This window comes from Nocardioides pollutisoli, assembly GCF_040045055.1.
GTDB lineage: Bacteria > Actinomycetota > Actinomycetes > Propionibacteriales > Nocardioidaceae > Nocardioides > Nocardioides tweenelious.
In genome coordinates this window covers 639,923-653,067 of the sequence record NZ_JBDZDU010000001.1, presented here as the reverse complement: position 1 = coordinate 653,067, position 13,145 = coordinate 639,923, and the positions used below count along the sequence as shown (strand labels likewise).

9 protein-coding genes are annotated in these 13,145 nt (G+C 70.3%); all 9 read left to right on the top strand.

From position 1 onward, the window contains the following. Position 1 precedes the first annotated feature (1 nt). Positions 2-1,732: a glycerol-3-phosphate dehydrogenase/oxidase gene (locus tag ABLE68_RS03105; protein WP_348869721.1), complete on the top strand. Its 1,731-nt coding sequence runs from the start codon at positions 2-4 to the stop codon at positions 1,730-1,732. Positions 1,733-1,848: 116 nt separating this feature from the next. Beyond that, the gene (locus ABLE68_RS03100) at positions 1,849-2,985 is read left to right on the top strand and encodes a phosphotransferase family protein (protein ID WP_348869720.1); all 1,137 of its coding nucleotides are present in this window, start codon (positions 1,849-1,851) and stop codon (positions 2,983-2,985) included. After that, positions 2,982-4,103 carry an Rv3169 family protein gene (locus ABLE68_RS03095; protein ID WP_348869719.1) on the top strand — a complete coding sequence of 374 codons (1,122 nt, stop codon included), beginning with the start codon at positions 2,982-2,984 and terminating at the stop codon, positions 4,101-4,103. Before ABLE68_RS03100 ends, ABLE68_RS03095 begins: the two co-directional genes overlap by 4 nt. A gap of 26 nt (positions 4,104-4,129) precedes the next feature. Next, complete coding sequence (locus ABLE68_RS03090; RefSeq protein ID WP_348869717.1) at positions 4,130-5,569, top strand: aldehyde dehydrogenase; 1,440 nt, start codon at positions 4,130-4,132, stop codon at positions 5,567-5,569. Then, entirely contained in the window at positions 5,566-6,666 is a 1,101-nt protein-coding gene (locus ABLE68_RS03085) for a TIGR03857 family LLM class F420-dependent oxidoreductase (protein ID WP_348869716.1), read from the top strand. Before ABLE68_RS03090 ends, ABLE68_RS03085 begins: the two co-directional genes overlap by 4 nt. A gap of 43 nt (positions 6,667-6,709) precedes the next feature. Beyond that, complete coding sequence (locus tag ABLE68_RS03080; protein ID WP_348869715.1) at positions 6,710-8,332, top strand: succinic semialdehyde dehydrogenase; 1,623 nt, start codon at positions 6,710-6,712, stop codon at positions 8,330-8,332. Next, positions 8,332-10,044, top strand: coding sequence for a GMC oxidoreductase (locus tag ABLE68_RS03075; RefSeq protein WP_348869714.1), 1,713 nt, complete (start codon positions 8,332-8,334; stop codon positions 10,042-10,044). The genes ABLE68_RS03080 and ABLE68_RS03075 overlap by 1 nt, the downstream gene beginning before the upstream one ends. 336 nt (positions 10,045-10,380) lie before the next feature. After that, positions 10,381-11,397 carry a hypothetical protein gene (locus ABLE68_RS03070; RefSeq protein ID WP_348869713.1) on the top strand — a complete coding sequence of 339 codons (1,017 nt, stop codon included), beginning with the start codon at positions 10,381-10,383 and terminating at the stop codon, positions 11,395-11,397. An 87-nt stretch (positions 11,398-11,484) separates the two neighbouring features. Continuing rightward, positions 11,485-13,053, top strand: a complete 1,569-nt coding sequence (gene guaA, locus ABLE68_RS03065) for a glutamine-hydrolyzing GMP synthase (protein ID WP_348869711.1) — start codon at positions 11,485-11,487, stop codon at positions 13,051-13,053. Positions 13,054-13,145: the final 92 nt, after the last annotated feature.

Below are 13,145 nucleotides of genomic sequence, written 5' to 3'. Positions count from 1 at the left end.
CATGGTCCGTACCAGCTCCGCCCTCAGCCCGCTGGCCCGTGACGAGGCGCTCGCCGCGATGCGGGGGATCGGCGGACAGGCCGAGCTCGACGTGCTCGTCGTCGGTGGGGGTGTGGTCGGCGCCGGGACCGCGCTCGACGCCGTCACCCGGGGCCTCAACACCGGCCTCCTCGAGCAGCGCGACCTCGCGAGCGGCACCAGCAGCCGCAGCAGCAAGCTGATCCACGGCGGCCTGCGCTACCTCGAGATGCTCGACTTCGGCCTGGTCCGCGAGGCGCTCCAGGAGCGCGGTCTGCTGCTCACCCGGCTCGCACCCCACCTGGTCCGGCCGGTGCCGTTCCTCTACCCCCTGACCCATCGCGGGTGGGAGCGGCCGTACGTCGGGGCAGGTCTCACGCTCTACGACGCGATGGCGATGTTCGGCAAGTCCGAGATGGGCGTCCCGCGGCACAAGCACCTCTTCCGCCGCCAGGTCGCCCGGATCGCGCCGGACTTCAAGACCGAGGCGATCACCGGCGCGATCAAGTACTACGACTGCCAGGTCGACGACGCCCGGCTGGTGCTGACCGTCGCTCGTACGGCGGCCGCGAACGGCGCCCACGTCGCCACCCGCGTGCAGGTGCTGGGCTTCCTGCGCGAGGGGGAGCGCGTGGTCGGCGTACGCGCTCGGGACCTGGAGAACCAGGAGGACTTCGAGGTGCGCGCCCGCGTCGTGGTCAACGCCGCCGGCGTGTGGACCGACGAGATCCAGGAGATGGTCGGCGGCCGCGGCTCGCTGCACGTGCAGGCGTCGAAGGGCATCCACCTGGTCGTGCCGCGCGACCGGATCCGCTCCGAGGCGGGCTTCATCGTCCGCACCGAGAAGTCCGTGCTGTTCGTCATCCCGTGGGGGCGGCACTGGATCATCGGCACCACCGACACCCCGTGGAGCCTGGACAAGGCGCACCCGGCGGCGTCGAAGGCCGACATCGACTACATCCTCGAGCACGTCAACGCCATCCTGCGCGAGCCGCTCGACCACGACGACGTCGAGGGCGTGTACGCCGGCCTCCGCCCGCTGCTGTCCGGGGAGTCCGAGCCGACCTCGCGGATCTCGCGCGAGCACACGGTCGTCACACCGGTCCCGGGCCTGGTCATGATCGCCGGCGGCAAGCTCACGACGTACCGCGTGATGGGCCGTGATGCCGTCGATGCGGCCGCCCACTCGCTGAAGACCACGGTCAACCTCACCATCCGCGACTCGATCACCGACCGGGTGCCGTTGCTCGGGGCCGCTGACTGGGAGACGCGCGCGAACCAGAGAGTGTTGCTTGCGCGGCGGTCCGGTCTGCACGTCGCCCGCATCGACCACCTCCTGGGACGGTACGGCGGTCTCGTCGACGACCTGCTCGCGCTCGTGGAGGCGCGGCGTCCCCTCGGGCTGCCGCTCGAGGGCGCCGAGGACTACCTCGCAGCCGAGGTCGTCTACGCCGTCACCCACGAGGGCGCCCGGCACCTCGACGACGTGCTCACGCGTCGTACCCGGATCTCCATCGAGACCTTCGACCGCGGCGTCTCCGCAGCCCCCGCCGCCGCCGCGCTGATGGCCGCCGAGCTGGGCTGGGACGCGGCCCGCACCGCCGACGAGGTGGACCACTACCTGCGTCGCGTCGAGGCCGAGCGTCAGTCCCAGCTCAAGCTCACCGACCAGGAGGCCGACGAGGCCCGCGTGCGGGTCGCCGACATCGTCTGAGCGAACTGACACGTGTCGAATAGCCCGCCCGGTTCATTGACAACTAGAACACGTTCCACCGATGCTGGCCTCAGCGTGTGAGACCCCGGTCACACGCACACAAGGGAGGAAAGCACGTGACCCAGGCACCCCCGCCGGCGGACATGAAGATGCAGCGTTCGAGCAGGGATGCGACCACCCTGCCCGCCCGATTGGCCGAGTGGCTGGCGCCGTTGCTGCCGGCCGGAGCCGACCCGGTCGTCACGCTGCACGCTGGCATCGACGCCAACGGCATGTCGTCCGAGACGATCATCCTCGACGTCGACTGGACCGAGGACGGCCAGGCCCAGCACGGCGAGTACGTCGCTCGCGTCGCCCCGGCCGCCCACGACATCCCGGTGTTCGCCCACTACGAGCTCCAGGACCAGTACGACGCGATGCGGATCGTGGCGGAGCAGACCGCCGTCCCCGTCCCGGCCGTGCGCTGGATGGAGCCGACCGGCGAGGTGCTCGGGACGCCGTTCTTCCTGATGGACCGGATCGAGGGCATCGTTCCGCAGGACGTGCTGCCCTACAACTTCGGTGACAACTGGCTGTTCGACGCCAGCCGCGAGGACCAGCGCCGCCTGCAGGACAACTCGGCACGGGTGCTCGCCCAGCTGCACGCGATCCCCGACGCCGCGACCACGTTCGACTTCCTCGACCCGGCCCGCCACGGCCACGCCGGCGAGACCCTGCTCGAGCGCAACCTGTCCCGCACCAAGGAGTGGTACGAGTTCGCCGTCGCCGACATCGGCCGCTCGCCGATGGTCGAGCGCGCGCTCGCCTGGCTCGAGGCCAACATGCCGAGCCCGGACGACACGGTCCTGTGCTGGGGCGACTCCCGCATCGGCAACATGATGTACCAGGACTTCGAGCCGGTCGCCGTGCTCGACTGGGAGATGGCCGCGATCGGCCCCCGCGAGCTCGACGTCTCGTGGATGGCCTTCGCGCACAGCGTCTTCGAGTCGATCGCGGGCGTGATGGGCATGGACGGCATGCCGCACTTCATGCACGAGGACGACCTCAAGGCGGAGTACGAGCGGCTCACGGGGGTCACGCTCGGAGACCTGCAGTGGTACCACGTCTACAACGGCGTCCAGTGGTGCATCGTCTTCATGCGCACCAGCGCCCGGCAGATCCACTTCGGTGAGATCGAGCGTCCCGAGGACATCGAGACCCTCTTCCACTGCAAGCCCCTCATCGAGCGTCTCCTGGAAGAGGTCGGCGCATGAGTGACATCACGCCTCTCGACGAGTTCCCCCTGCACCAGGCACCGCTGCCGATGGCCTACGCCAACAGCAGCGACCGCAACTTCTACGACCGCTGGTACTTCAACGCCCACGACCGCAGCGGCGACATCTTCGTGATCTTCGGGATGGGCTACTACCCCAACCTCGGCACCAAGGACGCCTTCTTCCTGGTCGCGCGCGACGGCAAGCAGACGGCGGTGCACCTCTCCGACCTGATGGACCAGGACCGCCTCAACCCGCACGTCGGCGACTTCCGCGTCGACGTCCCGGACCCGCTGAAGCAGCTCCGCGTCGTCCTGGAGGAGACCGAGGGCATCTCGGCCGACCTGACCTGGGACGGCACCTGCGAGGTCGTCCAGGAGATGCCGCACGTGCTCCGCTCGGGCAGCCGGGTGACGCTCGACGCCCAGCGGTTCGCCCAGATGGGGACCTGGAGCGGCACCATCACGATCGACGGCGAGGAGATCGCCGTCGACCCCAGCACCTGGCTCGGCAGCCGGGACCGCTCCTGGGGGATCCGCCCCGTGGGGGAGGCGGAGCCCCCGGGCGCGCCCGCGAACCCGCCCTTCGAGGGCATGTGGTGGCTCTACGTCCCGATGCAGTTCGAGGACTACGCGATCTGCCTGATCATCCAGGAGAGCCCGGACGGTCACCGCACCCTCAACGACTGCACGCGGGTCTGGAACGACGGCCGCGTCGAGCAGCTCGGCTGGCCGCTCGTGAAGATCCACTACACGTCCGGTGGCCGTACGCCGACCGGCGCGACGATCAGCTGCACGACGCCCGACGGCACCCCGCTCGTGTTCGAGGTCGAGTCTCGGCTCGCCGTCCCGCTCCACGTCGGCGGCGGCTACGGCGGTGACCCGGACTGGATCCACGGCACCTGGAAGGGCGAGAAGTTCACCGAGCGGCTCACCTACGACATGGACGACGACGCCGTGAAGGGCCGGTTCATGTTCGGCTGCGTCGACCACGTCGGGCGTGCCACCAGCCAAGAAAATGGGCAGAGCGGTGCCGAGGGCTTCGGCCTCTTCGAGCACTTCTGCATCGGTCGCCACGACCCCTCCGGCTTCGCCGACTTCTTCAGCGTCGCCCCCTAACCCGCCTGCAATCACAGGAGATCCTGATGAGCCTCGACCAGAGCACCTTCTTCATCGACGGCGACTGGGCCGCCCCGGCCAGTGGCGACACCATCCAGGTCGTGTCGCCCCACTCGGAGCAGGTCATCGCGACCGTGCCCGAGGGCAGCGTCGCCGACATCGATGCCGCCGTCGCGGCCGCCCGACGGGCGTTCGACTCCGGCCCGTGGCCGCGGATGAGCCCCGAGCAGCGGATCGAGGTCGTCCAGAACTTCTCGAACCTGTACGCCGGCAAGATGGGCGACATGGCCGAGATCATCTCGACCGAGATGGGCTCGCCGCTGTCGTTCTCCAACCTGGCGCAGGCTCCCGCGCCGTGGATGCAGATCGAGGCGTTCCTCGCCATCGCCCGCAGCTTCCCGTGGGAGGAGACCCGCGCCGGCTCGCTGGGCGAGGTCATCGTGCGCCACGAGCCGGTCGGCGTCGTCGCGGCGATCCCGCCGTGGAACGTCCCGCAGTTCACGATCATGTCCAAGCTGATCCCCGCGCTGCTGGCCGGCTGCACGATCGTGATCAAGCCCGCCCCGGAGACCCCGCTCGACACCTACCTGATGGCCGAGCTGCTCCAGGAGGCCGGCGTACCCGCCGGTGTCGTCAACATCGTGGCGGCCGGGCGCGAGGTCGGCGAACACCTGGTGGCGCACCCGGGCATCGACAAGGTCGCCTTCACGGGCTCCACCGCAGCTGGTCGCAAGATCGGCGCCGTCTGCGGTGAGCAGCTCAAGCGCGTCTCGCTCGAGCTCGGCGGCAAGTCCGCGGCGATCGTCCTCGACGACGCCGACCTGGCCGCGACCGTGGAGGGCCTCAAGTTCACCGCGCTGATGAACTCCGGCCAGGCCTGTGTCGCCCAGACCCGGATCCTCGCCTCGCGCGCCAACTACGACAACGTCGTCGAGGCCCTCGCGGCCGGCATCGGCGGCATGCAGGTCGGCGACCCGCTCGACCCCGCCACCGAGATCGGCCCGATGGTCGCGCAGCGCCAGCAGGAGCGCGTCGAGAAGTACATCGCGCTCGGCCAGGAGGAGGGCGCCCGCGTCGTCCTCGGCGGCAACGGCATGCCCGACGGGCTCTCGTCCGGCTGGTACGTCCGCCCGACGATCTTCGCGAACGTCAACAACGGGATGCGGATCGCCCAGGAGGAGATCTTCGGCCCGGTCCTCTCGGTCATCCCGTTCGACGACGTCGACGACGCGGTCCGGATCGCCAACGACTCGGAGTACGGCCTGGCCGGCACCGTGTGGACCGGTGACGTCGAGGCAGGTCTCGACGTCGCTCGTCAGGTGCGCGCCGGCACGTACGGCGTCAACACCTACACGATGGACTTCTCGGCGCCGTTCGGTGGCTTCAAGAACTCCGGCATCGGTCGCGAGTTCGGCCCCGAGGGCCTCGCGCAGTACACCGAGCTGAAGTCCATCTACAAGCCGTGACCGAGCAGCTCCCCGAACAACTGACGGAGCTGGCCTACTACGCGATCACCCACCACCCCGCCGACGCACGCAAGATCTTCTCGGAGGCCACCGACGCCGAAGGGCTCGGCCTGGGCTCCTGCATGATCAGCGAGCGCTTCACGGTCAAGGAGGCGGGGGTGCTCGCGGGTGCGGTCGCGGGTCGGGCGCCGTCGCTGGGCATCGCGGCCGCGGCCATCAACCACCACATGCGGCACCCGATCATCACGGCGACGATGGGCTCGACCATGCACGCCCTGACCGAGGGTCGCTACGCGATGGCCTTCGGTCGGGGCGCGGCCGAGCACTGGAAGGCGATCGGTCAGCCGCTGGTGACGGAGGCGGTGCTGCGCGACTTCATCGGCATCCTGCGCCAGCTGTGGGCCGACGGCTTCGTGCTCGACCACGACGGGCCAGCGGGGAAGTGGCCGGTGCTCCACAACCGCAGCGGCCTCGGCGAGGGGCCGCCGCTCGGTCTGGTGGCGGTCGGGCCGAGGACGATGGCGCTCGCCGGCGAGCTCTGCGACTTCGTCGTGATGCACACGTTCTTCTCGGAGGAGGCGACCACGAGCTCGATCGAGGCCGTACGCCGCGGCGCCGAGCGCGCGGGGCGCGACCCCGACGCCGTACGCATCTGGTCCTGCCTGGCCGCCGTCCCGGACGGGCTCTCCGAGGAGGACGAGCTGCGTCGCGGGGTCGGTCGCCTGGTGACCTACTTCCAGGCGTACGGCGACACCCTGGTCTCGGTCAACGGCTGGGACCCGGCGCCGTGGGAGCGGTTGAAGACCTCGGAGGTGTTCACGACCGCCGCGGCGGCCGGCGCCATCGACGCGTCGGCCGACACCGAGACGCTGCTGCGGATCGCCGAGCTGGTGCCCGACGAGTGGCTTTCGGCGTCCGCCCGCGGTCGCTCGGAGGACGCCGCCGCGACGATCGCGCGCGAGATCGAGCTCGGCTGCCACTCGGTGATCCTGCACGGCGCCGAGCCGCACGAGATCGCACCGATGGTCAACGCCTACCGGGAGATCAGGCCGACGCTTCCGCGTCCCGTCTCGGTGAATCCGGGGCTCTTCACCTGAGACTCGGTGGTCTGGGAGACCGGGCTCACATACTCTCGGTCTCATGAGCGCCCAGAACCCCACCCCGTCCGGTGGTCCGGTCGTCGAAGGTCCCCACGACCCCGAGCACGACCCGCGGGCGTCGTACGCCCTCGAGCCCGAGTACGCCGCGGCGCTGACCGCCCGGCTCGTCGCGACCAGCGGCACCACCGCGGAGGTCCGGTCGCCGCTCAACGACGCGCCGCTCGCCCACATCCCGCAGTCGACCGAGGTCGACGTGGCCGAGGCGTTCACCCGCGCTCGCAAGGCCCAGCTCGCCTGGTCGCGCGTGCCGGTCGAGGCGCGCGCCCAGATGCTGCTGCGCCTCCACGACATCGTGCTCGACCGGCAGGACGAGATCGTCGACCTGATCGTGTGGGAGAACGGCAAGGCCCGCAAGCACGCCTTCGACGAGCCGCTCCACGTCGCGCTCACCGCTCGCTACTACGGGCGTACGGCGGGCCGCCACCTCGGCACCCGCCGGGTGCCGGGTGTCTTCCCCGTGCTGACGCGCGCCGAGATCAACCGGGTGCCCAAGGGCGTCGTCGGGATCATCTCGCCGTGGAACTACCCCTTCAACCTGGCGCTCATCGACGGCCTCGCCGCGATCGTCGCGGGCAACGCGGTCGTCACGAAGCCGGACGCCCAGACCATGCTCTCCGCGCTCCTGGCGGCCGAGCTGCTCGAGGAGGCCGGCTTCCCGCGCGACATCTGGCAGGTCGTCGCCGGTCCCGGCCCCGAGATCGGGGGCGCGATCATCGAGCGCGCCGACTACGTCTGCTTCACCGGCTCGACCGCGACCGGCAAGGTCGTCGCCCGGGCGTGCGCCGACCGGCTGATCGGCTGCTCGCTCGAGCTCGGCGGCAAGAACCCGCTCCTCGTCCTGCGTGACGCTGACCTGGAGAAGGCGGCCGAGGGCGCCGTACGCGCGTCGTTCTCGAGCTCCGGCCAGCTCTGCGTCTCGATCGAGCGGATGTTCGTGGCCGACCAGGTCTACGACCGGTTCGTGGAGCGCTTCGTCGCCCGCACCCAGGCGATGACGCTGGGCGCGACGCTCGACTGGGGCAACGACATGGGCACGCTGATCTCCCAGCAGCAGCTCGACACCGTCGTCGCCCACGTCGAGGACGCCGTGGCCAAGGGAGCCCGCGTGCTGACCGGTGGCAACCACCGGCCGGACCTCGGTCCCTACTACTTCGAGCCCACGATCCTGGAGGGCGTCACCCCCGACATGACCTGCTTCGGCAAGGAGACCTTCGGTCCCGTCGTGTCGCTCTACCGCTTCCACGACGAGGCCGACGCGATCTCGCGGGCCAACGGCGGCGACTACGGGCTGAACGCCTCGATCTACAGCCAGGACGGCGCTCGCGCCCGCTACATCGCCCGCCACATCAAGTGCGGCACGGTCAACATCAACGAGGCCTTCGGCGCGACGTTCGCCAGCCTCGACACCCCGATGGGCGGCATGCGCCAGTCCGGCACCGGCCGCCGTCAGGGCGCCGAGGGCGTGCTGCGCTTCACCGAGACGCAGTCGGTCGCCACGCAGCGCGTGATGGCGCTCGGTCCGCAGCACGGCATGTCCGACGAGCTCTACGCCAAGGTGATGACGTTCAACCTCCGGCTCCTGAAGAAGATGGGTCGCGCCTGATGGCTTTTGACTTCGACGTCCTGGTCGTCGGCTCGGGGTTCGGTGGTTCGGTCACCGCGCTCCGGCTCACCGAGAAGGGCTACCGCGTCGGCGTCCTCGAGGCGGGGGCCCGGTTCGAGGACGACGACCTCCCCGAGACGTCGTTCGAGACCAGCAAGTACCTCTTCCGGCCCGAGGTCGGGATGTACGGCATCCAGCGCATCGACGCGCTGAAGGACTGCCTGATCGTCTCCGGTGCGGGCGTCGGCGGCGGCTCGCTCGTCTACGCCAACACGCTCTACGAACCGTTGCCCGCGTTCTACGCCGACAAGCAGTGGAGCCACATCACCGACTGGCAGGACGAGCTGGCGCCGTACTACGACCAGGCGAAGCGGATGCTCGGCGTCGTCGAGAACCCGCTCCGCACGCCGTCGGACGACGTGATGGAGAAGGTCGCCACCGAGATGGGCGTCGCCGACACGTTCCACCCGGCCCCGGTCGGCGTCTTCTTCGGCGGACCCGGCGCCGGCATGGGCCAGACCGTCGACGACCCGTTCTTCGGGGGCGCCGGCCCCGAGCGCAGGACGTGCATCGGCTGCGGCTCGTGCATGACCGGCTGTCGCCACAACGCCAAGAACACCCTGGTCAAGAACTACCTCTACCTCGCCGAGCAGAACGGCGCGACGGTGCTCCCGCTCACCACGGTCACCCGGGTCGCGCCGCGGGGGAGTGGCGGGTACGACGTGCACGTCCGCTACACGAAGGCCAAGGTCGGCCGGAGGTCGGTGCGTCGCGTGCTCACCGCGGAGCAGGTCGTCTTCGCGGCGTCCGCGCTCGGCACGCAGCGGCTGCTCCACAAGATGCGCGACGAGGGCCACCTGCCCGCGATCTCGCAGCGTCTCGGTCACCTGGCGCGCACCAACTCCGAGTCGATCGGCGGCGTGATCGCCCCCGACTCCTCGGTCGACTACAGCCAGGGCATCGCGATCACGTCGAGCTTCCACCCCGACCCCAACACCCACATCGAGCCGGTGCGCTACGGCCCCGGCAGCAACCTGATGTCGCTGCTCCAGTCGGTGCTGACCGACGGCGACGGCGACGAGCCGCGCTGGCGGACCTGGTTGCGCGAGATGTGGCGCCAGCGCCGCGACGTCGCCGATCTCTACGACATGAAGCACTGGTCGGAGCGCACCGTCATCGCCCTGGTGATGCAGAGCCTCGACAACTCGATCACGACGTACACCAAGCGGATCCCCTTCACCCGCAAGCGCTACGTCACCTCCAAGCAGGGCCACGGCCTGCCCAACCCGACCTGGATCCCGGCCGGCAACGAGGCGATCCGGATCATGGCCCGGATCATGAACGGCTTCCCGGGCAGCGCCGTCGGCGACGCCTTCAACAAGCCGCTCACCGCCCACTTCCTCGGCGGCTGCCCGATCGGTGACTCGAGCGAGACCGGCGTGGTCGACCCCTACCAGCGGGTCTACGGCCACCCCGGCCTGCACGTCGCCGACGGCTCGGCCGTGACCGCCAACCTGGGCGTGAACCCGTCGCTGACGATCACCGCGCAGGCGGAGCGGGCGATGGCGTTCTGGCCCAACAAGGGGGAGGGCGACGACCGCCCGCCGCTCGGCGCCGCCTACCAGCGGATCGACCCGGTCCGACCGGTCTCGCCGGTGGTCCCGGACGACGCTCCGGGCGCGCTGCGGCTGCCGATCGTCGGGGTCAGCTGACCCCGTCTCGTTACCGGTCGCGAAAACTCTGAAATTCCTGAGAAGTGCCCGTGACCCGGGTCTGGACCCCTCGTTGAGCCAGCGGACCCGGCAAACACGCTCCCTCCCACCGCCGGGTCCCAAGTCCGCGTGCTGTCCAGAAGAGGCGTGGACGGTCAGGGCCCGGCCATCCCTCCCTCCCCGGCCGGGCCCTGATGCGCGTTCCGGGCCCGTCGTTTACCCGCGCACCTGACGTAAGTGTCGTGATTCCGCCAGAAGTACGACATTTGCGTCAGGTGCGCGGCTCCCTGTGGAAGACCAGCGCGCCGGTCGCGGCTTCCAGGGCACCCTCGCGGCATGAGTCGCGTCATCTCCCGTCCCGGCGTCGTCGTGCCCGTGCGCCTGGATCCGAGCGGTCGCGCGGGCCCGACACCGGGCCAGGCGCGCGGCTCCGGCTGGCGGCGCGTCGGACCGGGGCTCTACGTGCCCTCGTCGGCCGACGGCACCTCGCTCGACCAGCGCATCGTGGAAGCGGTCCTGGGCTGCCCCGGTGGCGCGGGCGTGACGGGCTGGGCCGGGTTGGCGTGGCAACGAGGACGGTGGTTCCGGGCCAACCACCCCGTACCGATCGCGCTCGGTGACAGCAGGCAGGTGCGAGCCCGACCCGGGGTGACGCTCTCCGAGGACTGGCTGTTCGCCGACGACGTCGTGGAGCTCGACGGCCTCCCGCTGACCCGGGCGGAGCGCTCGGTCTCCTACGAGGTCCGCCGCGCCTGGTCGTTGCACGCGGCGGTGCAGGTGATCGACATGGCGGCGTACGACGATCTGGTCGACATCGCCTCGCTCACGGCCTACGCGTCCCGCCTTCGCGGTCGCCCGGGCACGAAGCAGCTCCGTCACGCGCTGCGGTGGGCCGACGAGAACGCCTGGTCGCCGCAGGAGGTGATCATGCGGCTCTACTGGCGCGATGCGCACCCGCGCACGCGGGTCTGGACCAACCGCCCGATCTTCGATCTCCGGGGCAACCACATGCTGACCCCGGACCTGCTGGACGTGGAGCACGGTGTCGCTGGTGAGTACGACGGTGCGGTCCACCTCGAGCGCGCTGCCTTCCGGCGTGATCTCAACCGCGATGCGCTCTACCGCGACCTGGGGATCGAGCTCGTCACGATGATGTCGGCCGACACGCGTGACGTGACGGACTTCCTCGCCCGTCTGCGCGGTGCCTACCGTCGCGCGGCCGCGCGGACAGGCGCGCCGAGGAGCTGGACGGTCGAGCAACCGGACTGGTGGGTCGACACCTCGTCCGTCGCCGCTAGGCGGACCTTGAGCGCCGAGGAGCGGGCGATCTGGCTGCGTCGGCGGGCGGCTTGAGCCGTCGTACCTGACGCTCGTGCTGCGAAAGCGCCGATATCGGGACACAAACGTCAGGTGCGCCGGACCGCTCGATAGGCTCAGCCCATGACGGCGGTGGCGGAGCACGATCTGGTCCTGGTGGTCGACTTCGGGGCGCAGTACGCCCAGCTGATCGCGCGGCGGGTGCGCGAGGCGCGGGTCTACTCCGAGATCGTGCCCCACACGATGCCGGTCGCCGAGATGCTGGCCCGCCAGCCGAAGGCGATCATCCTGTCCGGCGGCCCGTCCTCGGTCTACGAGGAGGGTGCGCCGAGCATCGACCCGGCCGTCTTCACGGCCGGCACCCCCGTCTTCGGCATGTGCTACGGCTTCCAGCTGATGGCCCGCGGCCTCGGCGGCGAGGTCGCCCACACGGGCGCTCGCGAGTACGGCCGGACCCCGGTGTCGGTCTCGACCGCCGGCACGCTGCTGGCGGACATCCCCGGCCAGCACAACGTCTGGATGTCCCACGGCGACTCGGTGGCCGCCGCCCCCGCGGGCTTCACCGTCCTCGCGTCGACCGACGTCACGCCTGTGGCGGCGTTCGAGGACGTCGACCGCGGCCTGGCCGGTGTGCAGTGGCACCCGGAGGTGCTCCACACCGAGCACGGTCAGAAGGTCCTCGAGCACTTCCTCCACGACATCGCGCACTGCCGCCAGACCTGGACGATGGTCAACATCGTCGAGGAGCAGATCGAGGCGATCCGTGCCCAGATCGGCGACCGCGGCCAGGCCATCTGCGGCCTCTCCGGCGGCGTCGACTCCGCCGTGGCGGCCGCCATCGTGCAGCGCGCGATCGGCGACCGGCTGACCTGCGTGTACGTCGACCACGGACTGATGCGGGAGGGCGAGACCGAGCAGGTCGAGCGCGACTTCGTGGCTGCCACGGGCGTGGACCTCAAGGTGGTCGACGCCGAGAAGCAGTTCCTCGACGCGCTCGCCGGGGTCTCCGACCCGGAGGACAAGCGCAAGATCATCGGCCGCGAGTTCATCCGCGTCTTCGAGGCGGCCGAGGCCGAGATCCTCTCGGACGCCGACTCGAAGGTGGCCTTCCTCGTGCAGGGCACGCTCTACCCCGACGTCGTCGAGTCGGGTGGGGGAGCGGGCACCTCCAACATCAAGTCGCACCACAACGTCGGTGGCCTGCCCGACGACCTCGAGTTCGAGCTGGTCGAGCCGCTCCGCACGCTCTTCAAGGACGAGGTCCGCCTGGTCGGCGAGCAGCTCGGGCTCCCGGCCGAGATCGTGTGGCGCCAGCCGTTCCCCGGCCCCGGCCTCGGTATCCGGATCATCGGTGAGGTCACCCGCGACCGGCTCGACATCCTGCGCCAGGCCGACGCGATCGCCCGCGAGGAGCTGACCCGGGCCGGCCTGGACCGCGACATCTGGCAGATGCCGGTCGTGCTGCTCGCCGACGTCCGCTCGGTCGGCGTCCAGGGCGACGGCCGCACCTACGGCCACCCGGTCGTCATCCGCCCGGTGACCTCCGAGGACGCGATGACCGCCGACTGGGCCCGCCTGCCCTACGAGGTCATGGAGCGGATCTCGACCCGGATCACCAACGAGGTCCGCGAGGTCAACCGGGTCGCCGTCGACATCACCTCGAAGCCGCCGGGGACGATCGAGTGGGAGTAGGAAGAAATTTCCTGCTGATTTCGTCGTTTTCCTGACGTTGGCACGCGATACCGATAATGTTCTCCACGAACCGCTGGCGACCCGAGACGCCA

Bases quoted from the DNA above. Each gene is read 5' to 3' on its own strand.
- guaA (WP_348869711.1), top strand. From the start codon at position 11,485: ATGACGGCGGTGGCGGAGCACGATCTGGTCCTGGTGGTCGACTTCGGG.
- ABLE68_RS03080 (WP_348869715.1), top strand. From the start codon at position 6,710: ATGAGCGCCCAGAACCCCACCCCGTCCGGTGGTCCGGTCGTCGAAGGT.
- ABLE68_RS03075 (WP_348869714.1), top strand. From the start codon at position 8,332: ATGGCTTTTGACTTCGACGTCCTGGTCGTCGGCTCGGGGTTCGGTGGT.
- ABLE68_RS03090 (WP_348869717.1), top strand. From the start codon at position 4,130: ATGAGCCTCGACCAGAGCACCTTCTTCATCGACGGCGACTGGGCCGCC.
- ABLE68_RS03095 (WP_348869719.1), top strand. From the start codon at position 2,982: ATGAGTGACATCACGCCTCTCGACGAGTTCCCCCTGCACCAGGCACCG.
- ABLE68_RS03105 (WP_348869721.1), top strand. From the start codon at position 2: ATGGTCCGTACCAGCTCCGCCCTCAGCCCGCTGGCCCGTGACGAGGCG.
- ABLE68_RS03070 (WP_348869713.1), top strand. From the start codon at position 10,381: ATGAGTCGCGTCATCTCCCGTCCCGGCGTCGTCGTGCCCGTGCGCCTG.